The organism is Alkalilimnicola ehrlichii (assembly GCF_003399765.1).
Classification (GTDB): domain Bacteria; phylum Pseudomonadota; class Gammaproteobacteria; order Nitrococcales; family AK92; genus AK92.
In genome coordinates this window covers 179448-204906 of the sequence record NZ_NFZV01000005.1, presented here as the reverse complement: position 1 = coordinate 204906, position 25459 = coordinate 179448, and the positions used below count along the sequence as shown (strand labels likewise).

Below are 25459 nucleotides of genomic sequence, written 5' to 3'. Positions count from 1 at the left end.
GATGGAACCGTTAATGGCGTATGTCGTCGGCGGACTCTATGCCGCCGCCATCTACATGATGCTTCGGCGTAGCATCGTCAAACTGGTGATTGGCCTGATTTTGTTGAGTAACGCGGCCAATCTCTTGATTTTCACCGCTGCCGGGCTGGTCCGCGGCACACCGCCGCTGATCGCGGAAGGCGCCCAGGTGCCGCCGCCCGGTGTGGCCGACCCGCTACCGCAAGCGCTTGTCCTGACCGCTATCGTAATTGCCTTTGGCGTGCTCGCCTTCGCCGTGGTGCTGATTCACCGCGCGTACGAAATCGTCAAGGCCGATGACCTGGATCAAATGAAGAGTACCGACACGTGAGACCCGAGATCGCGCTTCCGATTCTGATCCCGCTTTTCTTCGGCGCCCTGTCGCTCGCGGTCTGGCGCTCGCGCCTGGCTCAGCGCTGGCTGGCCGTTATCGGCACCGGTGCGCTGTTGGCAAGCGGCATCTGGCTATTGTTCGCCACCCTGAACCAAGGCCCTCTGGTTACCACCCTCGGCGACTGGCAGGCACCGTTCGGCATTGTGCTGGTCAGCGACCTGCTCGGCGCCATCATGGTGCTCCTCGCCGGGCTGATGGCATTTTCCGCCGCGGTGTACTCGCTTGCCGCCATGGGCGAGGGCCATGAGCGGTTTGGTTATTATCCGCTGTTGCATATGCTGCTCGCCGGCGTCTGCGGCGCCTTCCTGACCGGCGACATTTTCAACCTCTTCGTTTGGTTCGAAGTGCTGCTGATCGCCTCGTTTGCGCTGCTCATTCTCGGCGGCGAACGGGCCCAGATGGAAGGTGCGATCAAGTACGTCACCATCAACCTAATTTCCTCGGCGGTGCTGCTGACGGCGATCGGTTTGGTGTATGGCTTAGTCGGCTCGCTCAACATGGCCGATCTGGCAGTGAAATTTGCCGACGCCGATGCCGAGCATACCGGCCTGATCACCGTCATCGCGATGCTGTTCATGATCAGCTTCGGCATTAAGGCGGCGGCGTTCCCGTTGTTTTTCTGGTTGCCGGCGTCCTATCACACGCCGCCGGTAGCGGTCTCCGCTTTGTTCGCCGGGCTGTTAACAAAAGTCGGCGTATACGCGCTGTACCGCTTCTTCACTCTGATCTTTACTCAGGATGCGGAGCTTATCCAAACCATCCTGATCTGGGGCGGTACGATCACCATGGTGGTGGGCGTGCTGGGTGCGGCTGCACACTTTGAGTTCCGCCGCATTCTGGCCTTCCATAGTGTGAGCCAGATTGGCTACATGATTCTTGCGCTAGGCCTTATGAGCCCACTCGCCATCGCAGGCGGACTCATTTACACCTTCCACCACAGCGTGGTGAAGACTAACCTGTTCTTCGTCAGCGGCGTTTCCTATCGGCTACGCGGTACCCATGAACTCAAGGAACTGGGCGGGCTTTACCGCGCTGCCCCCTGGTTGTCGTTGCTGTTCTTGATCTCCGCCCTGTCGCTGGCAGGCATACCGCCTCTGTCGGGCTTCTTCGCGAAATTCGTTTTAGTCCGAGGCGCTCTGGACCTACAATTTTGGGTGGTGACGGGTATCGCCTTGGCCGTCGGCCTACTAACCCTGTTCTCGATGACCAAAATCTGGGCGGAAGCGTTCTGGAAGGCGGCACCGGAGAACGCCCCAACACCGCCGCCGGTAGAACCGGGGCAACCGCTTTATCTGATGTACCTGCCGATCATCGGGCTTGCTGCCATCGCAGTGCTCATGGGTATTTTCGGCGAGGCGGTCTTTGAGCTGGCGATGCTGGCGGCCGAGCAACTGGAAGATAGCCGCATTTATATCGAAGCCGTGCTAGGAGAGAATCCGTGATTGCCTTCGCTTCCAATCTTGTACTGGCTATTACTTGGGTTGTCCTGACGGGTACCTTCACTGCGGTCAATTTGGTCGCGGGATTCGTCCTGGCCTATGTCGTGCTCCGTCTAACCAAGCGGGGATCTCCCCAGTTCGACCGTTATTTCAGCAAGACTCCGAAGTTCATCGGATTTATCTTTTTCTTCATCTGGGATTTGCTGAAGTCGAACCTTCGCGTGGCCTATGACGTAATAACGCCTTCGCACCACATGCGCCCGGGCGTTATCGGCGTACCGCTGGATGCGGAGACCGACGCCGAGATCACGATCCTGGCCAATCTGATAACGGTGACTCCCGGCACCCTCAGCCTCGATGTCTCCGGGGACCGAAAGACGCTTTACATCCACGCGATGTACATCGACAACGAGGAAGAGTTGCGGAAAGACATCAAAAACCTGGAGCGCCGGGTCATTGAACTATTGCGATAACCGAGGTTTGGCGTGTTCGAGCTGACCATACAAATTAGCTTTATTATTCTGGGACTGGCTCTGTTGCTGTCCTTTATCCGCTTGGTCAAAGGGCCTACGCTGCCGGACCGCGTCGTAGCACTGGAGTTGGTGGCGTCCCTAACCGTGGGCGTTATCGCCCTTTATACGGTCGCGACCGGTGTTGCCGATTTCCTGGACGTGGCCATCGTGCTTGCCTTGACGGCTTTCTTAGCGGCGGTTGGTTTCGCGCGTTATCTGGAAAAAGGAGGCCCGCGCGATGATTGAGTTTCTGACTGGCTTTTTCTTACTCGGCGGTGCGGCACTAATGCTCATAGCCGCTCTTGGTTTGCTGCGCATGCCGGACCTTCCCACCCGAATGCACGCCTCGACCAAAGCCGGCGCGCTTGGCGCCGGCATGATGGTTGCCGCGGTGGCGATTTACTTTGACGACGGCGCCATCATTGCACGTGCCATCGCCATCGTCGTGTTCATCATTATGACGGCACCGATCGGCGCTCATATGATCGGCCGTGCCGGCTATTTCGTCGGGGTTCCGCTGTGGGAGCACAGCATCAAGGACGAACTCAAAGAGCAGTACGATCGCGAGAAACACACCCTTGCGAGCAAGCGCGACGACGGATCGGCCAAGTAGTACGGTGAGGGGACACCCATGATCGACCAGGACCGTGTCAGGGACGATGTACGCCGAGCGCTCGCGGAGGATATCGGCAGCGGCGACTTAACCGCAGCCCTGATACCCGAGGACAAAGCGGCCGAAGCGACCGTCATCACCCGCGAGCCTGCCGTTATTTGCGGCCGGCCATGGGTGGACGAAGTCTTTCGGCAGCTCGATCCCGGCGTAAGCATCGACTGGTTAGTCGACGATGGCGCGCAGGCGGCAGCCGACCAAGCCCTGTTTCACCTCCGAGGCCCGGCCCGCAGCCTGGTTACCGGCGAGCGAACCGCGCTTAACTTTCTACAAACCTTATCGGGAACCGCCACCTGTGCCGCGCGATATGCGGCAGCCGTAGCGCATACTCATACGAAGGTACTGGATACGCGCAAGACACTACCCGGGCTCCGTCACGCGCAAAAGTACGCGGTCCGTTGCGGCGGTTGCCACAATCATCGAATCGGCCTGTTCGATGCCATCCTAATTAAAGAAAACCACATTCATGCGGCCGGCTCGGTTACCGCAGCGATTCGCCGCGCCCGGGAGCTGAATCCGAAGGTGCTGTTAGAAGTCGAGGTGGAAAACCTTAGCGAACTGCAAGACGCGCTTACGGCAGGGCCGGATGTCGTGATGCTGGACAATTTCAGCCTGGACGACATGCGTCGCGCCGTCGAACTCGCGGCAGGCCAAGCGAAACTGGAAGTATCGGGGAACGTTGAGCTTGACAGGTTGGCTCAGTTAGCGGAAACGGGGGTCGATTATATTTCCACCGGCGCGCTTACCAAGCACGTTCGGGCGATTGATTTGTCGATGCGTTTTACCGCTTGAGTTTGCTGGTCGCTTCGCGGCACGGCGTTGAGATTGTGCGCTTCCAAACAACCGCACCCTGTTAACTGGCTTGGTCTTATTTATTTGGGAAAGCGTGGATCGAAGGGTCTTGCTCTTGCCCGTTGGCGCTGCCGCGCGGGGGCGGAACCCCGCCTTCTAAATAAGCCGCGCGAAGCGCACAACCTCTAACCACCAACAGCAAAGACAACAAAACAGTTATCCCGCTAAAACAAAAAAGCAAAAACAGCGGCGATTTCCGGCGTTTTGCATCAGGCAAAGACTCTTAGCCTTGCATGTTGCGGAGATGTTCGTTCAAACGGCTCTTGTGGCGCGCAGCCTTATTCTTATGAATAAGACCTTTGCCAGCCATGGTGTCGATCACCGGCACGGCAGCCTTATAAGCCGCCTCAGCCTGCGCTTTATCACCGGCCTCGATAGCACGAACAACCTTCTTGATGTGGGTCCGCAGCATGGAGCGACGGGCCTGATTGTGCTGGCGGCGGACTTCCGCCTGACGGGCGCGTTTCTTTGCAGAGGCGATGTTAGCCAAGGCTCAACTCCTAGCAGTACCGATGGTTGCCGAAAGGCGGGTAATATGCAGAGATTGACGCATTTTGTCAATAGCTTTCGCAGGAAAAACCCTGAGAAACTGGGTATGATGCGAGGCTTCCGCGCCACTTCTGTTGCTGATAATGGGAATTCATGAAGAAGAAAGGCCTACTGCAGAATATCGCAACCTTCGGCTCGCTGACCTTTCTCTCTCGCATACTCGGATTGGTGCGAGATGTCATTATTGGTACGGTGTTCGGCCCAAGCGCGGCGACCGACGCTTTTTTCGTCGCGTTCAAGATTCCGAATTTCATGCGCCGCCTGTTTGCCGAAGGCGCTTTCTCGCAGGCTTTTGTGCCGGTTCTGGCGGAGTACAAATCGCAGCGCTCTCAAGACGAGGTGCGGCAACTGGTCAGCCGCACGATCGGCGTGCTGGGCACGGTGCTCACTGTTATTACCCTATTAGGGATGCTGGGCGCGCCCTGGGTGGTCAGTGCGTTTGCCCCTGGCTTTAGCGATGAGCCGGATAAGTACGAACTAGCGGTAGAACTCCTCCGCTACACGTTCCCTTATATCCTTTTCATTTCCCTTGTCGCCTGTGCAGGCGGCGTGCTCAATACGTACGGACAGTTCGGGCCGCCGGCCTTCGCGCCGGTACTGCTTAACCTGACGCTCATCGCCGGCGCTTTGTGGTCGGGCCCGTTTACCGACGAACCCATCAAGGCTTTAGGGGTAGCGGTGCTTGTGGCAGGCGTCTTGCAGCTCCTGCTACAGCTGCCGTACTTAGCCAAGCTCGGGCTGCTGACACGACCGCGCTGGGGGTGGAAAGATTCGGGCGTTCGCAAGATCATGCGCTTGATGGGACCAGCTATCTTTGGGTCTTCCGTCGCGCAGATCAACCTGTTGGTCGACACCATTCTCGCCTCGTTCCTCATCACCGGCAGCGTGACCTGGCTGTATTTCTCTGACCGAATGGTCGAATTTCCGTTAGGTATCTTTGGCGTCGCGCTGGGAACCGTGATTTTACCGCGCCTATCCAGCGAGTTCGCAAGCAAGGCACCAGAGCGATTCTCTAACACGCTCGACTGGGCATTACGCTGGGTCGTGCTTATCGCCGCCCCTGCAACCGTCGGCTTGGTGCTGTTATCGGCCCCGATTCTGTCGACGCTCTTTCAGTACGGGCAGTTTACTGCTTATGATGTGCGCGCTGCGGGGCTGAGCTTATCTGCCTACGCATTAGGGCTAAGCGGCTTCATTCTTGTTAAAGTCGCCGCTCCGGGCTATTTCGCCCGTCAGGATATGAAAACGCCGGTCGTATTCGCAGCAATCAGTATGGTGCTGAATATGATTCTCAGCATAGCCGCCGTTCTGTGGTTACGCGATTCCGGCGTCGGTCACGTTGGTTTGGCGTTCGCGACAGCCTGCGCCGCAACGCTGAATGCCGCTTTATTGCTCGTCGGCCTCCGTCGAAGCGGTGTGTATCGCGCTAGCCCCGGTTGGTGGGGGCTATTGGCAAAAGTCGGCTTTGCAACAGTAGCGATGGGCGCATTGTTAGCAATCCCCGCCACTAATGTCGAGTGGTGGCTTGAGGGTACCTTATGGCTTCGAATCGGTTATCTGCTCGGCTGGATTGGCTTAGCGGTACTGCTGTATTTTGGCTGCTTGGCGCTGCTGCGGATGCCATGGCGAACATTGCGGGCCCCTGCACCCTCCTAAAAAGCGCGTCAGACCATTATAATCAATCGTTTTGCGAGCTTTTCCGGGCATGGAGCTGATACGCGGTCTACACAATCTGCGCCCTCGACATCGGGGCGCGGTCGCTACCATCGGTAATTTCGACGGTGTCCACCGAGGTCATCAGGCGATGCTGGCTCAACTGCAAGCGCAGGCGGCCTGTTTAGGCGGCGTCAACACGCTCATTACCTTCGAGCCGCATCCGCTGGAGTTCTTTCGCCCGGATATCGCACCGAGCCGGCTCACGAGTTTGCGAGATAAGCTCGACGCACTACAAGAGCACGGGGTCGAACGCGTACTATGTCTGCGATTCGATGGCGCGTTGGCGAGTATACCCGCCGAGCAGTTTGTCCAGCGCATTCTGATCGATGGGCTCGGCGTTCGCTATCTTCTTGTCGGCGACGATTTCCGCTTTGGGGCGGGCCGGCGCGGCGATTTTTCGTTGCTTGCGCAGGCGGCGAAACAGCATGATTTCGAGCTGGAGCAGATGGGTACGGTAGCTGCTAGCGGCCAACGCATCAGTAGCACGCGGGTGAGGGAGGCCTTAGCCGCCGGCGAGTTGGAACTTGCCGGCGACTTATTGGGTCGACCCTATTGCATGAGCGGCCGCGTCATCCGCGGCCAAGCACTTGGCCGCAATCTCGGCTACCCTACCGCCAATATCGGGTTCGGCGGTCGCCATCCGCCGATGACGGGTATTTTCGCGGTACGCGTACATGGGCTTGATAAGGTCTATAACGGTGCGGCCAGCCTCGGTTACCGCCCAACGGTTAACGGCAAGCAACCGTTACTGGAGGTCTATCTGCTGGATTTTGAGGGCGACTTGTACGGACGCCATCTCCGAGTGGAGTTTTGCGCTCGCCTACGCGAAGAGGAGCGTTTCGAATCGCTAGAGGCGCTAACGCAACAGATTGCCGCGGATACCGAACAAGTACGCCGCTATTTCGCCAACGAACAGCAACACTTTACGACGCCACGCTAAGTCGCAAAGCGTGGCCATACGGCTTCTGCTCTGCGACGACATACTGATACGGGATTGCCACGTGACTGACTACAAAGACACGCTGAACCTGCCGAAAACGGATTTCCCCATGCGGGGCAATCTGTCCAACCGAGAACCTGAGTGGCTCGCCCATTGGGAATCGATGGACCTCTACGGGAAATTGCGTCAAGCGCGTGCCGGTCAGCCGAAGTTCATTCTGCATGACGGGCCGCCCTACGCCAACGGCGACATTCATATCGGTCACGCAGTCAACAAGATCCTTAAAGACATCATCATCAAGGCCCGCAGCATGGAAGGCTTCGATGCGCCTTACGTGCCTGGCTGGGACTGCCATGGCTTGCCCATCGAACTGAAGGTGGAACAAAAGATCGGCAAAGCCGGCCATAAGGTGTCGGTCAAAGCGTTCCGCGATGCGTGTCGCGCCTTCGCTAGCAAGCAGGTCGACGGGCAACGGGCGGACTTTAAGCGCCTCGGCATTTTTGGCGCCTGGGAACAGCCGTATCTGACCATGGACTACAAAGTCGAAGCGAACATCCTGCGTTCGCTCGGCCGTATTTTCGAGCGCGGCCATATTGCTCGCGGCTTCAAGCCCGTGCACTGGTGCGCCGACTGCGGCTCGGCTCTGGCCGAAGCAGAAGTCGAGTACGAACAGAAAGTCTCCCCCGCCATCGACGTCCGCTTCCAAGCGATGGACAGCAACGAGGCGTTGCAGCGGATGGAGGCGGCCGGCAGCGGTTTGAAGTCGGTCAGCGTGCCGATCTGGACTACCACGCCCTGGACGCTGCCCGCGAATCAGGCTGTCGCGCTACACCCTGAGCTCGACTATGTCCTCGTTCAGCCCGCCGGCACCGACGAGGGTCTCGTGCTGGCGGCAGAGCTCGCTGAGACGGCATGCGCCCGGTACGGCTTCGAAGGCTATCGGGAAGTCGCCCGTTTTCCGGGCCGAGTGCTTGCTAAGCTACCGCTACAGCATCCCTTCTACGGCCGTACGGTTCCCGTGATTCTGGGCGAACACGTCACGACCGAGGCGGGTACCGGTGCCGTCCACACGGCCCCAGGCCACGGCCTGGACGACTACCTGGTTGGCCTTGAGTACGGACTTGAGGTAGATAACCCTGTCGGCGGCGATGGGCGCTTCCTACCCGGAACCGAGCTTTTCGAAGGCCTTCCCATTGCTAAGGCCAACGATGAAGTATTGCGCGTACTCAAGGAGCGGGGCGCACTGCTCCACCACGAGAAGTACGAGCATAGCTATCCTCATTGCTGGCGGCATAAGACCCCCATTATCTTCCGGGCCACACCACAATGGTTTATCAATCTGGAGCAAGCGGGACTGCGCGAACAAGCGTTAGCGGCCATTAAACAGGTAGGTTGGCATCCCGCCTGGGGCGAAGCACGCATTGAAGGCATGGTGCGCAACCGGCCGGATTGGTGCATCTCCCGGCAGCGTAATTGGGGGGTACCGATTGCGCTGTTTGTCGACAAACGCAGCGGAGAACCGCACCCGCGGACACCGGAGCTGATCGAGCAGGTCGCGCAACGTGTCGAACAAGGGGGCGTCGATGCCTGGGATGAGCTGGAACCGAGCGAACTGTTAGGCGCCGAGGCCGAGCAGTACGAAAAGGTAACCGATATTCTCGACGTCTGGTTCGACTCCGGCGTCACCCACGCAACGGTTCTGGAAGACCGGGAAGCGCTACAGGTTCCGGCAAATCTGTATTTGGAAGGTTCGGACCAACACCGCGGCTGGTTTCAGTCGTCGCTCCTCACGGCGACGGCCATGCGCGGCGAGGCACCTTATAAAGAGGTGCTGACGCATGGCTTCACCGTCGACGCCTCGGGCCGCAAAATGTCGAAATCGCTCGGCAACGTCGTCGCGCCGCAGAAAGTCGTCAACAACTTAGGTGCCGACATCCTGCGGCTTTGGGTCGCCTCGGTCGACTACAGCGGCGAGATCGCCGTCTCCGACGAGATCCTCAAGCGAACGGCCGACTCCTATCGCCGGATGCGTAACACGGCGCGTTTTCTGCTGGCCAATTTAGCCGGATTCGATCCGAGTAAGGATTTAGTCAACAACGCCGACATGCTGCCGCTGGATCGCTGGGCGGTGGACCGTGCCCGCCTGCTTCAAGAGAGCGTACGCGAGGCTTACGATCAGTATGACTTCCACCACATTTATCAGAAGGTGCACAACTTCTGCGTGGTGGATATGGGCGGCTTTTACCTCGACATCATCAAGGACCGCCAGTACACCACGCCAACCGATAGCCTTGCCCGGCGTTCGGCACAAACGGCGCTCTACCACATCGTGCACGCTCTGGTACGTTGGCTGGCGCCGATCCTCAGCTTTACCGCCGAAGAGATCTACAGCAACATTCCGGGCGAGCGCAACGAATCGGTATTCCTCGGGACCTGGTACGATCAGCTCTCCCCCCTTGCCGATACCGAGCTCGACAGCGCATTCTGGGAGCAGATCATAAGGGTCCGCGAAGCGGTCGGAAAGGAGCTTGAGAACCTGCGCGCAACCGACAAGCTCGGCGGCTCGCTAGAAGCCGAAGTAGACCTCTTTCTACCCGAGCCTTTGCTGCAAACGCTGGGCAAGTTGGAGGACGAGTTACGCTTTGTCCTGATAACCTCGTACGCCCGGATTCATCCCGAGCAGGCGAAGCCGGAAGAGGCCGTCGAGGCAAAGTTAACCGACGGCACCACTATTTACATTCAAGCGAAACGCTCGGAGCACACCAAGTGCGTACGCTGCTGGCACCGCCGAGAGGATGTCGGCCAACATGCTACGCACCCGGAGCTGTGCGGACGCTGCGCAACCAATGTCGAGGGGCCGGGTGAACAACGTCGCTATGCCTGATACGCGTACCGGAATTGGCATTTGGCTACTGATTGCGGTTGTGGTTGCAGTACTGGATCAAGCCACCAAACTGGTGGCTGATTCGGTACTAAGCTACCACTCGCCGGTACCTGTCATTCCCTTTTTCAACTTAACCCTCAGTTACAATCCTGGCGCCGCTTTCAGCTTTCTGGGCGATGCTTCCGGGTGGCAGCGTTGGTTCTTTATCGCCTTAGCCACGGGCGTTAGCGTATTTCTGATCCAATGGCTTCGCCAGTTGCAGGGAAAGGACCGCTGGCTCTCCGCATCGTTAAGTCTCATACTCGGCGGGGCGGTAGGAAATCTGATCGACCGTGTAGCCTACGGGCATGTGGTGGACTTTATCCACTTCTATATCGGCGATTGGAGCTGGCCTATTTTTAACGTTGCCGATATCGCTATTACGGTAGGCGCCGGCCTACTCATTGCCCACATGTTTCTGGTCAAGCAAAGTCCGCAGGAACAGGAGCGGTAAGCCTTTGCGCAAAACCGCCTGAACAACGACGAGGTAACCATGCAAACTGAGATCGTGCTCGCCAATCCACGGGGCTTTTGTGCCGGTGTCGATCGCGCTATCGCTATTGTGGAGCGGGCTTTAGAGCTCTTTGGCGCACCGATCTATGTTCGCCATGAAGTAGTACATAACCGTTATGTCGTTGACGGGCTACGCGATAAGGGCGCTATCTTCGTCGAGGAGCTGCATGAAGTTCCGGATGGCAACACGGTGATCTTTAGCGCCCATGGCGTCTCGCAAGCCGTTCGCGACGAAGCGGCGCAGCGCGATCTGCGGGTCTTCGACGCAACCTGCCCACTGGTGACCAAAGTCCATTTGGAAGTTAACAAGCACGCCCGCGACGCGCGGGAAGTGGTGCTTATTGGCCATGCCGGCCACCCGGAGGTGGAAGGTACGATCGGTCAATATGTGGGCGAAGGCGCCGATCGCGGCGCCATTTATCTGGTCGAAACCGTCGAAGATGTCGAGCGACTAACCGTTCGCAATGCCGACGAATTAGCGCATGTTAGCCAAACGACGCTGTCGATGGACGACACGGCCAAAATTATCGACGCGTTGCGTGCCCGTTTCCCAAAGATTCAAGGACCGCGCAAGGACGATATTTGTTACGCCACGCAAAACCGCCAGGATGCGGTGAAAGAGCTGGTAAAACAAGTGGATCTCCTACTTGTCGTCGGCTCTCAGAATAGCTCCAACTCAAACCGTTTGCGTGAGTTAGCGGAACGGGAAGGCGTGGAGAGCTACCTCATTGACGGTGCGCAACAACTGAAGCCAGAGTGGATTGCCGATAAGCGGGCTGTCGGTGTCACGGCAGGCGCTTCGGCGCCGGACATTTTGGTCCAAGAAGTCATCGAACAGCTAAAAAGCTGGGGCGCACAAGCCCCGAAAGAGCAGATTGGGCGCGAGGAAAAAGTCTCTTTCTCTTTGCCCAGGCCGCTACAACGCACAGCGGTTAAGGCGGACGTGGGGCGGACGGCGTAAAAGAGAAAAGTTAATCCGGACAACGCAGCACGGCCGTATCGCTCTTGCCGCCGTGCGGACGTACGCGGCCTGTCATAGAGATTACCACCCCCGGGCGGCATCGATGCCCCTGTTGTCGCACACCGTGAACGTTGCCGCCGCTCCTCTCGCAAACCCTTGCGGGTCAAAAACGACCGCCTTTCTCAGATGGCTGTTGGCGCGGAGGGTAACCGAATTGTCGAGGGCCGACTGCACGAGAAACAAACGCCCACCGTCATCGCAGCGATCAGCCCCGAGCGGCGCTCCGCAATCGCCCGAGCCGCTAGGGTCTTCAAACCCAATCCAACCCAACTCCCAGTAGGGCACGTCAGCGCACGCAGACCCGTTGTCGCTCGGGCAAAGGACGGTGCGCACGCTACGAGTAACTGCCTGACTACGCGCCAGCTGCATACTGCCCGAAAACAGATTCAACACCGCCACCAGCTGGTTATCGGCCCGCAATCGCCCCAGCGCGGGCACCGCCGTGCTCAACAGGATGGCAAGCACGACGAGTGCCGTCATCACCTCAATCAGGGTTACCCCTTGCTGATCGCTTATCCGTGTCATCAGTTCGTCCTTGTACTGAGATCACGGGTTAGAGCAACGCGGCTTACCAGCAGTCTTCTTCTTCAGCCCCCGTCGCACCCGTGTGACTTAACGTTAACACTCCGCAACGATCATCTCTTTGCGGCCCATCAGGCAACGGCGTCGCCGTTAGCGTGTACTGCACCGGATCGGTCGAAGCCGTTAGCGCAATAGTATAAACCGGGGTGCCATCCCTCGGCGAAGCCGTGAACGGCAGATCGTCTTCCGGAACGACATAGGTATGGTTGGCGGTAAAATACCGTTCCATGAATTGCGCAAACTGCACCAAGTCTGCTTGCGCCTCGGCACGTCGGGTCTGTTCGACGTGACGCTGGTAGCTAGGGAAGGCTACCGCAGCCAACAGGCCGATGATGGCGACGACGATCATCAACTCGATCAAAGTAAAACCTGCCGCCCCCAGCCGCTGAGGCCTTCTGCTTTTTTCCATGGTGCCCTCTAACATTATCGTAATTGCTCCCACGACTGGCGCCCTCGCATCATGCTCCCCCGCTCGCCAATCGTCGCGCGCTGCCCTGAGGTATCCGCTACCACCTTACGCTCGTTCCTACCGGCGCCGACGTCGGAAATAATCCCGGGGCGACTGATAATGCCGAAGCCCTGAAACGATACCCCGCTCACGACAACCCATTCGCCGTCGATTTGGACCATATCGCGCTGATCGAAATCGCCATCGTCATTCAGATCGAATACCGTGTAATCCAGGCGGCCGCCGGTAAAGGCGTTCAGCTCCATGATGAAACTCTGCCCGCCCCCAGCACAAGGATCGTCCATTTCAGGAATCAACGTGGTAAAGATGACTCTGTCTTCTCGAACGATAGCCCGCTCGACAACACGCTCGCCGTTTAGCACTCCGTCGTAAGCGAGATCTAAGTACCAGCCTTGGTCATTAGACCCCAGAGCATGATCGCTGACTGCCCTGACATCGAAATCGTAAAGGCTGTTTTGATAGATAATACTTTGCTGGCGCAAAGCACCCCTGCCCCCAATTTCTTCGCCGGTATCGATGATCCCGTATAACGTCTGCAACTCGCCGTCCGATAGATCTTGCAGCTCTCGGAAACTACCCGTGCCGAAGAACACCATATGCTGGCGGTTCATGTTAAACGCCGAGGTTAACGGCGCCGTGATCGGCTGCCGTTGTCCGGACTCGTCACGGGCGATGAACAAAGGCCGGGGGTTCCCAGGCGAGCCAAGGGTGTCGGGAGGCGCCATGCTCAGGCTATTGCCGTTAGCGGTGAGGTCGAATCGCCAAAGGTTGCCTTCGGTATCGCCCACATAAAGGCGGTTCGCTACCCGGTCGCCGGTTAGATCCACCAAGAGCGGAGAGCCGAGGCGGCCACTATTGGGAACGACGATCGAGACGAGCTCTTGCCCTGTCTCCGGGTCCAGCACCCAAATTCTACCGTCTCGTTGATCGCTACCTGTGTAACCGCTGGTCACGACCACACCGAATCGCCCGGTGGGCAGGGCAACGACGCTGGGCTGGAATAAGGTGTACCCCATATCGTCGGGACTGAACTCCCATAAAACCTGCTGCTCGCCCACTTCTTCGGGGTGAGTAATATCTAGCGCGAATACGCTATTGCCGCCGGCACCGGTCGCTCCGACGACGATCGTTCGCCATTCGCCTCTGTCGCTAAACCAAGCATCCGCGATTCGCGGTGTTGCATCGACATAATAGCGATGCTCGTAATCGGGATCGGCTAACTCGTGCAGATGCTCATAAACACCGCGGGGCACGTAAGCAAATAGCTCGCGGCCTCCGCCCGGCCCCTCGATGGTGGCATCGAAACCATGCAGCATGCCGTCATTGGCACCAACGACAACGACCGGCGGCCGTTCGCGATACGCATCGGATTGCCGAAAAGCGAGGTATGCATTCCCCGCGTCCGTGCCGGCAAACTCCGGTGCATGACGCAACTGGCCGTAGCCAAAATCCGCCCGATGAGCGAATTGAGGGTCCGAGTTAATAATACCGCCGAGCCGGCTGCCACGGGCTCGGAAACGCCCCCCAGGGTTAGAGGGGGAAATCTCGTTGGCCCGCGAGCCGCGCAAATAAGCCACAACGTCTGTCGTCAACTCGTCGGGCGCTCCCGTCAAGTTGCCCCGGAACTGCGTTCCGGCCGTGGCCAGGCCGCTGTGGTTAAATTGACCGATCGTCAGAATATTCCGGCTATTGACACCGGTTTCATTCAGCTCGTCCAACCACCGAGCCGCATCCCAGGCCGGGCTGTCTTCCAACTCCCCCTCATCCGTGAACCGATAAGCCGCTAAGCTACCGCTCCAGTCCCGCGTGTCGAAACTCGCCTGAAACGCCGCCGAATCGCTCTCTAAACGCTGCGAGTTAATGGCAACCGCCGCTGTCGACCCTCGCGCCACCTCGAGGAACCTAGCGAACGCTGCATTAAAGCTCTCGACCATAGCCGCCGCGTTGCCGGCGAGGAAATAGTTATCCGGTCGCTGGAAGCTAACATCGCCGCTCGACAAGGGCTGGTTCGGCCCCGGATAAAGCGTTTCCCCATTCGTGTGCCATAGCTCCAACGGCAAAGGCTCAGAAACGCCATAAGGATCGAAGTCCGCCGGTACGCGGAAACCGCCGTATTTCGTTGCTAAGTAATATTGGTTTCGACGGCGATCTTCTAACGTCTGATTCTCCAACACGTCGATCCAGATAGTTGACAACGATTGCCGCCCCGGCATATCCGGGCGCAAGTCCCCAGCATTGGCGATATAAGCGAGGCCGGCCATATACGCGGAGTTTTCGCGACCAGACCAACTATTACTCTCGCCAAGATTGCCAAGCCTCTCCAATTGACCAACCTTGTTGGTCGCACGGATTACGTCAATCCAATCGTCGGCCGCCACCTCCGGCGGCATACTCGGCTCTCGGTGTCGATACCGCGTATTGCCGGGAAGATTCTTATCGACGTGCGTATACACATCGCCAATGCCTAAAATCGCGTTACTTTGGCATTCGTAGGCAATGGGGTCGTCCCAGTCGGTAATGGCCGGGAAACCATCTAAAAACTGCTCCGCCGGTTGATAGCTAGCGATATTGCTATACGCGGCAACATTGCCCACCCCTCTCGCGTAACGAAGCGCCGCGTAATAGAGTTCGCTCACCGGGTCATGACTCTTATGAGAGTTGTCCGTCAGCTGGCCGAACATATTGATGTAGTTGATGACACCACTGTGCGAAATGGTGACGCCGTAGCGTCGGGACGCAGCCGCCGCATCGTCAGGATCCGGGTTTTGGATGAGGATCCCGGTTCTGGCATCCCATTCTGCATTAGGATTCTCGATCAGCACGCCGTCCTCGTCCGGCATTTCCGGACCGACCCATTTTTGCGAGCCCGCACGCCGCCGTCACGGTTGGCCGACGAATCGTTGAGGTAGCCGAATACGCTAAAGCGAATGGCTTCGGCATGCTGCTGAATCAAACCCTCGGGCTTGTAACCGTTCGCATAACGAACGCAGTTATCCTCTCCTTCCATAAACTCACTGACACAAACGCTGACTCGAACGCTAAGGTCGTACGCTTGGCCCGGCCCGACAGTCCCTCCCGTGTAGGTAGAGCCGCTACTTACATCCTCACCTTCTAAGCGGAAGCGCATTTCATTGCCCAGACCGTGGATCCGCATACGCATCGAGGACGCATTAAACGGGGTCGCCCCACTTACTAAGCTAGCGTCGCTGCCATGCTCGGGAATGCGCCGATTGGGATAGATACTAGCGCCGCCTTGATTATCGTGACGTGCTTTTTCCAACCAGGTTTCTGTCGCCGTATCGCGAACGCGATAGCCGCCTGTTAGAACTTTTCTGAACGGGTCAACGGTTTGCGTCGCCGCCCAGTTCAGAAAGTTACCGCTCCAGTATCCGGAGCATTCGCGTTGATGTCGGCCCGAGGCATAACTCACCGGCTTAAAATGCCGCTCGCTTTCTTGCTCGTCGTAGACGTATTCGTAACACACGCGAGAATTAAAATACCCGACGAATTCCCGCGCAGGCGTGTATGGGCCGAGGTTGGCAAGGCTATTAATGGTCGGCCATTCCACCGAAGGCACCAAAAACATATTGCCTGGCACATTGCCCCCGCCAATATGCAGCGGCATCCTGGATAACTCGGCAAGGGCGGGGTTTATAGTCAACAAAAAAGCAGCCGTACCCCAAAAACCCTTGAACAGCGGGCGAAACCGGTTCCGCAAGGTCTTTTGCATGTTCTTATCCCTTATAACCTGTCATCGCAGCAAAACTGCGATCAGTAATATTGCGACGATGTCCCTAGCCTTTACGCTACGGGCGGTATACCGAGCGCACGACGACAACGGTATCCGGCCGCGCCCCGAAGCCACGGGCGGTAATGCGGTAGAACTGAATCTCCGTGGTAGGCGTCCCTACTTCCGTTTCGACGCCCGGCACCGAAATTTGCGGCAATTGCTCCACGTAATATTCTGGGAGCCGCGAAACCCCTTCGAACTCGCCGTTATAGCTCGCGGCGCCACCACCTTCTTCAATCTGCTGCCCCGCCCAGCTCGGTCGGTTCGCATCGCCGGCAGGATAAAACCCGCCGGTTCCATCGAAAGCGGGAACGGCGGCATCGCTCAAGACGGCTTCCGCCTGTCGCAAGGCTGACTCGGCAGCCTGGAATGCCAAATGCCGGTCGGCAACATTGCCCGTCATACGCTCCTGCAAAATCGAGACTCTGGCTCCCGTAACGCCGATAAGCGTCAAGACGAGCAGGATTAAAAGGCTAACGAGTAAGACGGTTCCTTTTTGGTTTGCTTTCGTAGCGTTCATAGCGGTTAATCCAAACGGTTTCGAATGGCCACGGTCGTGGTCGCTACTTTCCGCAGCCGGGCATCTTCCTCGCCGGCCGGGACTTGCAAGCGCGTTCCTAGCAGGTTGTAGATCCCGGTGCTGGGAATATCTTGCACTTGCCGATCAGACGTTAGGAGTAGCGAAACGCGAACACTGTATACGTTCTCCCAGTTAGTCACGTCTTCCGCCGTCACGTAGGTGCTAGCCCCCACGTTTCCGTCGGCATTAATGCCATACAGGACCTGCATGCTCTGTACGCCGCTAATCAGTTCTTGCGCTGGCGTCAGCGCGGCCAAATCCCGCCGAAACAGGCCCGGCTCCCCACCCGCGCCAATCCCTATGTAGTAAGCAAACGTACCTGCTTCGTAAACGACTGAGCTGGCGTCGTGATTTAGCAGGGCCGTTGTTGTCGCATTCCCGGGGGTGCCGCCTTCGCCTCGGGTAATGTCTGTTTCGTCGGCCGAATTCGTCTTCTGGAACAAATCGCCTCCGGTCAGGTCGTCCCGCATGATTAATACGATACGGCCTTGCTCAATCCCGCTGCTGCCGACAGTTCGGATGCTCTCTCCATTGGTAGCGTTATTCGGCAAGGTAACGGGCAGGCGTCGGAGTCCGCTGCTTAATAAGACGTCGCTGCCCCTGACTGCTGCGCCGACGAGAGCCGTAGGAAAGCCCTCCCCGGTACCATTGTTCCAGTCGCCTGCATTGCCTATTGCTGACGCTCTCAACGCGTATTCATCGCCAACGCCGGTTCCTCTTGCCTCCCAACCGAGAATGGCTGGACCGCCCGCAGCATGGGGCGAGATTCCCTCGCTACCGGCAGGGTTAAGGTGACTAATGACGCTAAACGGGATGCCGCCCGAGAACGCTGTCATGCGTAAATCGGCCTGCAACCGCCCGAGGGCAAAACGCATGTTCTCCTGAACACGCGACATATCCTCGTTCATTTGGTAACTGCGGTGGCTACCTAGGAACAAATTGATAATGCCGGCAGTTAGAATCAGGCCAATAACCAAGGCCACCATCAACTCAACCAGCGAGAATCCTTTCGAAGCGCCTTTTGAAGATTCCAGCGGCATCGCAGCTCTGGAACCCAGGCATAAAGCCCGACGCGAGCAACCGTAACCGTTATTCAAAGCTCCGCCCCCACCGTAATGCTGGCCTGCGCATCTGCCTCGGTATCGAACCACTCCACTTGTATGGTGGCGACGCCATCGGTCACCCCTACCGCCGCTTTACCCGACGAGAGGAAACACCCCACTTGATTCGCCCATTCCGCCAAATCGCGGTCGCTTAAAGAGGCGCTTTCGTCGGGAACGAACTCCCGGTCACAGGATAAAGGCTGGTCCTGTAACACCAAGCTGTAGTCTCCGGCGAGCGCAGCGGCCCTATTCGCCCGCATACGATCCAAAACATCGTAAGCCAGAAAAGTCGCTTGGGTGCGCATCTCCGAGTTGAAATTAACTCTCATAGACACAGCCTGTAGCCCGGCCACGCCCAACAGGCCGATAGCCAGGACCAAAACCGCCACCAGCACTTCCAGTAAAGAGAAACCGCGCTGCCGCTGTCGAAAGATTTTATTCTTCATTGTTCGCAATCTTGCGCTGTTACACTTACGCGCCCTGTAGGCGCAACCGACACCACTCGCGACCGAATGGAACCATTGCATAAACTCGGGGACAGAACGATGCTGAAGTCCTGCGGGACGGAGCCGTCGGCGAAGAACGCAATAGAGTGATCGCCGTCCAAATCGACCGCCGCCGTATTGCGCACAAGTTGCCGATAAACTTCGTCTTGAACCAGAATTTGACCGCTCCAACCCTCCTCCTCCGAAGTCAGGTTTGCCGTAACCTGCCCTCCCAGCCTAACCGCCTCGCTACGCGCCGCATTAAGCAGCGTTATCAGCTCATTGGCATCTGCTGTCATACGGTTCTCTTGGATAATTCGAGTGAAATTGGGCACGGCCACTGTTGCCAAGATCACCACAACCACCATAACGACGATCAGCTCGATAAGCGTAAAACCACGATTCTTTTTCATAAGCGCGAACTGCTTCATAAAGAGGCCGATACGCCCCCAATCCGTTTGGGCCACGGCATACCGCCGTTTATTTTGATTTTTCGACCACTAAAAAGTATTAGTTATACGACTTTCTAAATCAAAGTTTCACAGGGCCTCCTATCGGCCAAAACTTACCGTTTAGCAGAAGCCAACTAAAAACGGGCATTCCGATCCGGCCACCCGCCGCGCTCGCTGAGATAAACTGTGCGCTACGACGTTACTCGACTTAGGTATCAAAGAATGGCCGATACGATCATTGTGGGAGGCGGCATTATAGGCCTGCTGACGGCTAGGGAGCTGAGGATCGCCGGCGATCGAGTCACCGTTCTCGACCGCTCGGAGATAGGCTGCGAATCCTCCTGGGCCGGCGGCGGAATTCTAAGCCCGCTACCTCCTTGGCGATATCCGGAGCCCGTTACGCAACTTGCGTTGCTAAGCCTGCCGGCTTACCACGCTCTAGACGCTCACTTGCGCGACAGCGGTTATGGCGACCCGGAATTGAGTATTGGCGGGTTGTTGCTGCTGGATGCAGACCAAATCGCGCCCGGCTCGCAATGGGCAACGGCTCACAACGTACGCCATCACGTGATGGACGCCCAGCAACTACGCCATGACGAACCTTATCTGGCCGAGCAATTTTCGACCGCCTTCGCCCTGCCGGGGGTTGGCCATATCCGCAACCCGCGACTGTTAAAGGCGTTATACCGTGAGCTAATTGATCTCGGCGTGGAGATACACCCGCATACCCCGGTCGAGCGGTTGACGGTCTCAGACGACCGTATTACCGGCGTGACCGCAAAAGGCAAGCACTGGCCCGCGGACCGCGTCGTCATCGCTGCCGGCAGCTGGTCCGGCGCACTGTTAAGCGCCACCGGCCTCGCGCTAGCGACCGATCCCGTAAAAGGTCAGATCCTACTATTCAAGGGAGAACCGGGGCGTCTCCAGCATATCCTGCTCCACGACCGTCGCTATCTGATCCCCCGCCGCGATGGCCATCTACTGGTAGGCAGCACCACCGAACAGGTGGGATTTGACAAACAGCCTAGCCAGGAAGCGGCAGAGACGTTACGCGATTGGGCGTATCGCGTGGTGCCCGACCTCAAGAGGCTGAAGCCGATTAAGCATTGGGCAGGGCTGCGACCGGGAAGCCCCGACGGCCTGCCGACCATCGGCCCCCACCCGATGCTAGCCGGCTTATTCATCCATACCGGCCACTACCGTAACGGCCTATGCACCGCTCCGGCATCGGCTCGCCTGCTCGCCGACGTGATACTTGGGCGGCCGCCGATCCTGGATCCAACGCCATTTAGTGCAAAAAGGCAAAATCGCGTTGTTTGAACGCGATTCTTTTAATATACTGCGCGCTCAGCGTTGATCTTGCCGGTGTAGCTCAGTCGGTAGAGCAACTGATTCGTAATCAGTAGGTCGGCGGTTCGACTCCGTCCACCGGCACCATATATTAACGGCTTGCGGCCCCCACGGGACGCGAGCCGTTTTGTTTGTGTCGACACCATTATCGGTATTTCGTCGTAGCGGCTCGTCGAGGAACTGCTGCCCCAAGCCGGGCGGCCGGGTCACCATCAGCCTCTTAGGCGTCCAGGCGCCGGTCCGATTCCTCGCGCTGCTCTTGGGTCAGCGGCAAGACCTGCTAATCGGCCGCAATGCTGCTCCACAGCTCTTCGACAAGCCGCAGGCGCTCGAATGCGCTTGGGTTCCGCAGTATACTCGGCAAAGAATCTCTTCCTGTGATAACCATGAGCACACCACTTCGTCTACGCCAGCGCCTGCTGTTCGGCAAGGCCATCGCTATCGGTCCGGGCAAAGCGGAGCTGTTGCAGCACATCGCCGACAGCGGCTCGATCTCGGCCGCTGCCCGGCAAATGGGTATGAGCTACCGCCGCGCCTGGCTGCTGGTAGACACGATGAACCAGTGCTTCCGCTCTCCGCTGATCGAGACGGCGGCTGGCGGCAAGGGCGGCGGCGGAGCGCGCATCACCGAATTGGGCCAGCGGGTACTGGCCATCTACCGGTGTATCGAGGCCAAAACCGCTACCGCGGTAGCCCCAGAGCTGGCCGAACTGGAGAGTATGCTCGCACCCAACCCGCCCGAGAACCCTCACTAGCAGAACTTATGGGCGATGCTCGATTGACAACCTGTCAGGGCTATCCGTATCCTTTCGCTATATACCAACAGATACGGCGCCTAGCGGATTCGCAACAAAAGCCCCCTCTGCAACAAGCGTCATGCGTCCAGCGGCATGAGCCTTGGGCCGCAGATAACCCGCCGCGCTGGCCTACGCTATATCCAGCCGAACATAACAGTTGATATAGCTCGCGACACAGGAGAAGCACCATGCACTCAGGCTACCAAACCCTCCTGCGCGGGCTTGTCGCCCTCTGTCTTGGCGGTCTGCTGATAGCCGGTTCGGCCCAGGCCAACGAACCGCTACGCATCGCTGTGGCAGCCAATTTCGCCACTACTATGGAGAGCCTCGCTCAAGCCTATGCGCAGCAACACGGCGTCTCCAGCCAGATCAGCAGCGGCTCTTCCGGAAAGCATTACGCGCAGATCCGCCAGGGCGCTCCCTTCGATCTCTTCTTCTCGGCCGATAACCGCCGCACAGCCGATCTGGAAAGAGAAGGGCATACGGTTGCGGGCAGTCGCCAGATCTATGCCCTGGGTCGCCTGGTCCTGTGGAGCCCGGACCCGGCAAAGATTCCGGCAGACGGAGCGGCACTGCTCGCGGCCCAGGACTACCGGCGCTTGGCAATGGCCAACCCGCGGGTAGCGCCCTACGGCGCCTCCGCCGAGGCGCTGATGAACGCTCTGAACTTGGATCTGCCGCGCGGCCGGGTGGTGGTCGGCCAAAGCCTCGGCCAAACGATGAACTTTCTTGTCTCCGGCAATGCGGAAATTGGCTTCATCGCCCTCTCTCAGGCACGCATCTACGAGCGCGAGCACGGAAAAGGCTCCAGCTGGCTTCCGGCCGAGGAGCTTTATCCGCCGATCATTCAGGAAGCGGTCGTGCCTAGGACATCGAGGCAGCAGGATGCCGCCCAGAAGCTATTGGCCTGGATGCGCGACGACCCCGTTGCGCAGGCCATCATCACGGAAGACGGCTACCGTCTGCCCCAACAATGATCGTTCCAGCGGGAGCCGCTTAACATGGGCGATTGGCTGCATCCCCAGGATCTCACCGCGCTATGGCTCACCCTCCGCTTGGCGGCGGTTACTACTATCGTGCTTCTAATCCTCGGCACCCCGTTAGCTTGGTGGTTGGCACGCACGCGCTCCCGCTGCAAGCTGGTGATCGAGTCGCTGGTCGCCTTGCCGCTTGTGCTGCCGCCGACCGTGTTGGGGTTTTATGTCCTGTTGATGCTGGGTCCGCAGGGGCCGATTCAGGCCCTGGGCGGCCCGGCCTTTGCCTTCACCTTCACCGGTCTCGTGATCGGTTCGGTGCTCTATTCGCTACCCTTCGTGGTGCAGCCGCTGCAAAACGCGTTTGTCGCGGTGGGAGACGAAATCCTAGAGGCCGCGGCAGCACTACGCGCCGGGCCGTGGGATCGCTTTGCCAGCGTAGTGCTGCCGCTGTCACTCCGCGGTTTTCTTACGGCCACCACACTAGGCTTTGCCCACACAGTGGGGGAGTTTGGCGTTGTACTGATGATCGGCGGCAACATTCCCGGTGAAACCCAAGTGGTTTCCATCGCCATTTACGATCACGTCGAAGCGGTGGACTATCGCTCGGCCCATATGCTGTCCGCGCTGTTACTCGGCCTTTCCTTCGTCATGCTGTTGCTGCTTTACATGATAAACGGGCGCTACAGAATAGGAGCGACCAACTCGTGATCGATTTCGATTTCCACCTTGAGCGTGGGGCGTTTACCCTGCAACTAGCCAGCCGCATTCCGGGAAACGGTATTACAGCCCTATTCGGCCGCTCCGGCTGCGGTAAGACGACCCTGTTGCGCTGTATCGCCGGACTGGAGCGACGGGTGCGTGGGCATCTCCATATGCAGGGCGAGGTGTGGCAGGACCAACAATGCTTTCTCAGGCCGGAACAGCGCGCGATCGGTTATGTTTTTCAAGAAGGTCGACTGTTTCCCCACCTGAGTGTGCAACGCAATCTGGAGTACGGTCTACGGCGTATTCCAGCTTCCCAGCGCCGCATTGAGTTTGCCGAGGTGGTCGAGCTACTCGGCTTGCGCGAACTGGTCAAACGTCTTCCCAACGAACTATCCGGCGGCCAGCGTCAACGCGTGGCAATCGGACGCGCCTTACTCACCTGCCCGCAGGTATTATTGATGGACGAACCGCTGGCCGCGCTGGATGCGATCAGCAAGGCCGAGATAATGCCCTACCTGGAACGCCTGCATGGGGAATTGGCCATTCCCGTGCTGCTGGTCAGTCATAGCCTGGAAGAGGTCAGCCGTCTGGCCGATCATATGCTATTACTGGATGGCGGCCGTCTTCGCGCGGAGGGCCCATTGCTGCAGATGCTAACTCGCACCGACCTACCCCTAGCCCACAGCGACAATGCTTCGGCAGTGCTGGAGGCCAAGGTACTCAACAATACCGACGATCACATGAGCGAGCTGGTTTGCGGCGGCGGGCATCGTTTACTGATCTCGCGCGAGAATGTAGTACCTGGGCAAGAGGTGCGGGCGCGCATCCTCGCGCGGGATGTAGCAGTCGCCTTGGAACCGCCAACGGCATCCAGCGTATCCAACTGCCTGCCGGTACGCATTTTGGAGATCAGCGACGATCCTCATCCAGGCCATGTACTGCTACGCCTTGACCTGGACGGGCAAGCCTTACTCTCACGCATCACCCGCCGCTCGCGGGAACGGCTGGCATTGGCGCCGGACATGAAGGCCTATGCCCTGATCAAAGGGATCACTCTGAATTAACGGGCGATCGAACAACCCATGCCCACGCTAGCTGCGACAACCGGAGTCGCGCGTTGTCCGAAGATTTACGGAAGGCAGCGCATCCGCGCCTAACCAACTGTCGTCATCGAAAAAGTCTTGCACAGGAGGCAACCTCCCGTAGAGAGCGCCGCAAAAGTTTTTGCTCCGGCCTTAGCCTGTAATAGCGCGAGAAAACGACACCGCCTACGCCCATCGCGAGAGCAATCAGAATAATCCCGAGATTCATAGTATGGCCCCTAGTCCTCGTTACACTGCCCGCCACCCTACGCCCGCCCTATGACAATAGCGTGACAGCCTGCGGGCAAACCGATGACACCAAAAACAAACAGCCAACCTCCCGGAGAGATTGGCTGTTTGGCGAACAAGACGCAAGGGTACTATCCCGCGCCTGCCCGGCGCGTGCTAGCTTCCGATTACGCCGCCGTCCTCTTTCCAGATAACCACCGTCGCCGAACGCGGCGGCAAGTTAAGAGGATCGTGATCCGGCCAGGTTCCGTTCAGTTCGCCCTGCTCCCATTCCTCGGCGGTGGTGGTAGCACCAGGGTGCTGAACATTGATGAACATGGTCCTTTGATCCGGCGTGGTGATCACACCGGTAATCTCCTGCCCCTCGGCCCGGTCAGGAAGCGACGAATTTCGCCGGTCCTCGGATTCGCGGCCAACATGCCGTTATTTCCCATCATCTCGTAAACGGGATGGGTGTTCATCACGCTCTCGCTCATGTCCATCTGAATCCAGACACGGCTATCTTTGTCGATCCAGAGGCCGTCCGGCGAGCTGAAGATGTTATCTTCCGTCAGCGGGTTACCGTTATTGTCAAAGCCGGCAGCCACGCTATCAGGGTCATCCTGGCCGCTGGTATCGCCCGCAAATGCAAAGATGTTCCACTGGAAACTCAATGCCGTCGGCTCGTTGCCGTCTTCCGCCCAGCGGATAATATGCCCGTGCGGGTTGGGACCACGCGGATTCGCCGCATCGGTGCCGCGATCGCCTTCGCCGCCCCGGTTGCTATTATTGGTTAAGGTGAAGTACACCTCTCGCGTTGCCGGATCGATGGCGCCCCATTCTGGGCGGTCCATCTTGGTTGCGCCAACCAAATCGGCCGCAAGGCGGGTATTGACCAAGATATCCGCTTGGTTGGCAAAGCCGTTTTCCGGCGTCAAACCGTTCTCGCCAAATTTAAGCGACAACCACTCGCCCGTGCCGTCTTCTTTGAATTTGGCAACATAAAGCGTGCCTTCGTCCAGCAGGTGCCCGCCCGCGGTCGCTTTGTAGTACTTTTGCTTACTTACGAACTTGTAGATGTATTCGAACTGAGCATCGTCGCCGGAGTAACAAACGACCGGCTCGCCTTCTCGACCTTCGTGAAAAACAACGCCTTCGTGCGCGAAGCGACCGAGCGCGGTACGCTTCTTCGGCACGCTGTCCGGATTGAACGGGTCGAACTCGACCATCCAGCCGAAACAGTTCGGCTCGTTCCGATAGTCTTCCGTCTCGTCGCGCCGGTGCTGCTGGCATCGAAACGAATATATTCATC

The 25459-nt window shown here is 58.3% G+C and carries 26 protein-coding genes, 1 tRNA gene and 1 pseudogene; 17 read left to right on the top strand and 11 right to left on the bottom strand.

Translation table 11 applies throughout. The features are described 5' to 3' along the window. Position 1: 1 nt before the first annotated feature. Genes CAI21_RS07155 through nadC form a run of 6 tightly spaced genes read left to right on the top strand, consistent with a single transcriptional unit; the run spans position 2 to position 3825 of the window. On the top strand, positions 2–349 hold the full coding sequence (locus tag CAI21_RS07155; RefSeq protein ID WP_116301648.1) for a Na+/H+ antiporter subunit C: 348 nt from the start codon (positions 2–4) through the stop codon (positions 347–349). Beyond that, positions 346–1854, top strand: a complete 1509-nt coding sequence (locus CAI21_RS07150; RefSeq protein ID WP_116301647.1) for a Na+/H+ antiporter subunit D — start codon at positions 346–348, stop codon at positions 1852–1854. The genes CAI21_RS07155 and CAI21_RS07150 overlap by 4 nt, the downstream gene beginning before the upstream one ends. Further along, positions 1851–2324 (top strand): Na+/H+ antiporter subunit E, encoded by a 474-nt coding sequence (locus CAI21_RS07145; protein WP_116301646.1) that lies wholly within the window; start codon positions 1851–1853, stop codon positions 2322–2324. The genes CAI21_RS07150 and CAI21_RS07145 overlap by 4 nt, the downstream gene beginning before the upstream one ends. A gap of 12 nt (positions 2325–2336) precedes the next feature. Continuing rightward, positions 2337–2609, top strand: a complete 273-nt coding sequence (locus CAI21_RS07140) for an MrpF/PhaF family protein (protein WP_116301645.1) — start codon at positions 2337–2339, stop codon at positions 2607–2609. Continuing rightward, positions 2602–2976 carry a monovalent cation/H(+) antiporter subunit G gene (gene mnhG, locus CAI21_RS07135; protein ID WP_116301644.1) on the top strand — a complete coding sequence of 125 codons (375 nt, stop codon included), beginning with the start codon at positions 2602–2604 and terminating at the stop codon, positions 2974–2976. Before CAI21_RS07140 ends, mnhG begins: the two co-directional genes overlap by 8 nt. Positions 2977–2994: 18 nt before the next feature. Then, on the top strand, positions 2995–3825 hold the full coding sequence (nadC, locus tag CAI21_RS07130) for a carboxylating nicotinate-nucleotide diphosphorylase (protein WP_116301643.1): 831 nt from the start codon (positions 2995–2997) through the stop codon (positions 3823–3825). Positions 3826–4108: 283 nt separating this feature from the next. Here nadC and rpsT read toward each other — a convergent pair whose 3' ends face one another. Further along, positions 4109–4375 carry a 30S ribosomal protein S20 gene (gene rpsT / locus CAI21_RS07120; protein WP_116301641.1) on the bottom strand — a complete coding sequence of 89 codons (267 nt, stop codon included), beginning with the start codon at positions 4373–4375 and terminating at the stop codon, positions 4109–4111. Positions 4376–4527: 152 nt separating this feature from the next. On the opposite strand from rpsT, the gene murJ reads away from it, so the two are divergent. From murJ to ispH, 5 genes are all read left to right on the top strand, one after another. After that, a complete protein-coding gene (gene murJ, locus CAI21_RS07115) occupies positions 4528–6090 on the top strand; it encodes a murein biosynthesis integral membrane protein MurJ (RefSeq protein WP_116301640.1) in 1563 nt (520 codons plus the stop codon). 49 nt (positions 6091–6139) lie between these two features. Further along, on the top strand, positions 6140–7090 hold the full coding sequence (locus tag CAI21_RS07110) for a bifunctional riboflavin kinase/FAD synthetase (protein ID WP_116301639.1): 951 nt from the start codon (positions 6140–6142) through the stop codon (positions 7088–7090). A 61-nt stretch (positions 7091–7151) separates the two neighbouring features. Next, positions 7152–9974: an isoleucine--tRNA ligase gene (ileS, locus tag CAI21_RS07105; RefSeq protein ID WP_116301638.1), complete on the top strand. Its 2823-nt coding sequence runs from the start codon at positions 7152–7154 to the stop codon at positions 9972–9974. After that, positions 9967–10467 carry a signal peptidase II gene (lspA, locus tag CAI21_RS07100; RefSeq protein WP_181919303.1) on the top strand — a complete coding sequence of 167 codons (501 nt, stop codon included), beginning with the start codon at positions 9967–9969 and terminating at the stop codon, positions 10465–10467. Before ileS ends, lspA begins: the two co-directional genes overlap by 8 nt. Positions 10468–10506: 39 nt before the next feature. Beyond that, complete coding sequence (gene ispH / locus CAI21_RS07095; protein WP_116301637.1) at positions 10507–11487, top strand: 4-hydroxy-3-methylbut-2-enyl diphosphate reductase; 981 nt, start codon at positions 10507–10509, stop codon at positions 11485–11487. Positions 11488–11568: 81 nt separating this feature from the next. On the opposite strand, the gene CAI21_RS07090 is transcribed toward ispH, so the two are convergent. The 8 genes from CAI21_RS07090 to CAI21_RS07055 form a co-directional block, all read right to left on the bottom strand. Beyond that, the gene (locus CAI21_RS07090) at positions 11569–12072 is read right to left on the bottom strand and encodes a GspH/FimT family pseudopilin (RefSeq protein WP_116301681.1); all 504 of its coding nucleotides are present in this window, start codon (positions 12070–12072) and stop codon (positions 11569–11571) included. Between the two features lie 43 nt (positions 12073–12115). Continuing rightward, on the bottom strand, positions 12116–12538 hold the full coding sequence (locus CAI21_RS07085) for a type IV pilin protein (RefSeq protein ID WP_116301680.1): 423 nt from the start codon (positions 12536–12538) through the stop codon (positions 12116–12118). Between the two features lie 14 nt (positions 12539–12552). Next, positions 12553–15438 (bottom strand): pilus assembly protein, encoded by a 2886-nt coding sequence (locus CAI21_RS07080; RefSeq protein WP_116301636.1) that lies wholly within the window; start codon positions 15436–15438, stop codon positions 12553–12555. Continuing rightward, positions 15414–16328, bottom strand: a complete 915-nt coding sequence (locus CAI21_RS07075) for a hypothetical protein (RefSeq protein WP_116301635.1) — start codon at positions 16326–16328, stop codon at positions 15414–15416. Before CAI21_RS07075 ends, CAI21_RS07080 begins: the two co-directional genes overlap by 25 nt. A gap of 76 nt (positions 16329–16404) precedes the next feature. Further along, positions 16405–16908 carry a pilus assembly PilX family protein gene (locus CAI21_RS07070; RefSeq protein ID WP_116301634.1) on the bottom strand — a complete coding sequence of 168 codons (504 nt, stop codon included), beginning with the start codon at positions 16906–16908 and terminating at the stop codon, positions 16405–16407. Positions 16909–16913: 5 nt separating this feature from the next. After that, positions 16914–18008, bottom strand: a complete 1095-nt coding sequence (locus CAI21_RS07065) for a PilW family protein (protein ID WP_116301679.1) — start codon at positions 18006–18008, stop codon at positions 16914–16916. 53 nt (positions 18009–18061) lie between these two features. Further along, entirely contained in the window at positions 18062–18517 is a 456-nt protein-coding gene (gene pilV, locus CAI21_RS07060; protein WP_116301633.1) for a type IV pilus modification protein PilV, read from the bottom strand. Next, the gene (locus tag CAI21_RS07055) at positions 18514–18969 is read right to left on the bottom strand and encodes a GspH/FimT family pseudopilin (RefSeq protein WP_181919299.1); all 456 of its coding nucleotides are present in this window, start codon (positions 18967–18969) and stop codon (positions 18514–18516) included. Before CAI21_RS07055 ends, pilV begins: the two co-directional genes overlap by 4 nt. 261 nt (positions 18970–19230) lie before the next feature. Here CAI21_RS07055 and thiO point away from each other — a divergent pair, with 261 nt between their 5' ends. From thiO to modC, 6 genes are all read left to right on the top strand, one after another. After that, positions 19231–20328: a glycine oxidase ThiO gene (gene thiO / locus CAI21_RS07050; protein ID WP_116301631.1), complete on the top strand. Its 1098-nt coding sequence runs from the start codon at positions 19231–19233 to the stop codon at positions 20326–20328. 41 nt (positions 20329–20369) lie between these two features. After that, a tRNA-Thr gene (locus tag CAI21_RS07045) sits at positions 20370–20445 on the top strand. 299 nt (positions 20446–20744) lie between these two features. Further along, the gene (locus CAI21_RS07040; RefSeq protein ID WP_116301630.1) at positions 20745–21113 is read left to right on the top strand and encodes a winged helix-turn-helix domain-containing protein; all 369 of its coding nucleotides are present in this window, start codon (positions 20745–20747) and stop codon (positions 21111–21113) included. A 230-nt stretch (positions 21114–21343) separates the two neighbouring features. After that, a complete protein-coding gene (modA, locus tag CAI21_RS07035; protein ID WP_258868031.1) occupies positions 21344–22132 on the top strand; it encodes a molybdate ABC transporter substrate-binding protein in 789 nt (262 codons plus the stop codon). A 24-nt stretch (positions 22133–22156) separates the two neighbouring features. Continuing rightward, positions 22157–22840, top strand: a complete 684-nt coding sequence (gene modB, locus CAI21_RS07030; protein ID WP_116301629.1) for a molybdate ABC transporter permease subunit — start codon at positions 22157–22159, stop codon at positions 22838–22840. After that, entirely contained in the window at positions 22837–23901 is a 1065-nt protein-coding gene (gene modC / locus CAI21_RS07025) for a molybdenum ABC transporter ATP-binding protein (protein WP_116301628.1), read from the top strand. Before modB ends, modC begins: the two co-directional genes overlap by 4 nt. A gap of 423 nt (positions 23902–24324) precedes the next feature. On the opposite strand, the gene CAI21_RS25505 is transcribed toward modC, so the two are convergent. After that, complete coding sequence (locus CAI21_RS25505; RefSeq protein WP_309544667.1) at positions 24325–24513, bottom strand: hypothetical protein; 189 nt, start codon at positions 24511–24513, stop codon at positions 24325–24327. Between the two features lie 6 nt (positions 24514–24519). After that, positions 24520–25376, bottom strand: a pseudogene (locus tag CAI21_RS25845) (PhoX family protein); the annotation flags it as partial. Positions 25377–25459: the final 83 nt, after the last annotated feature.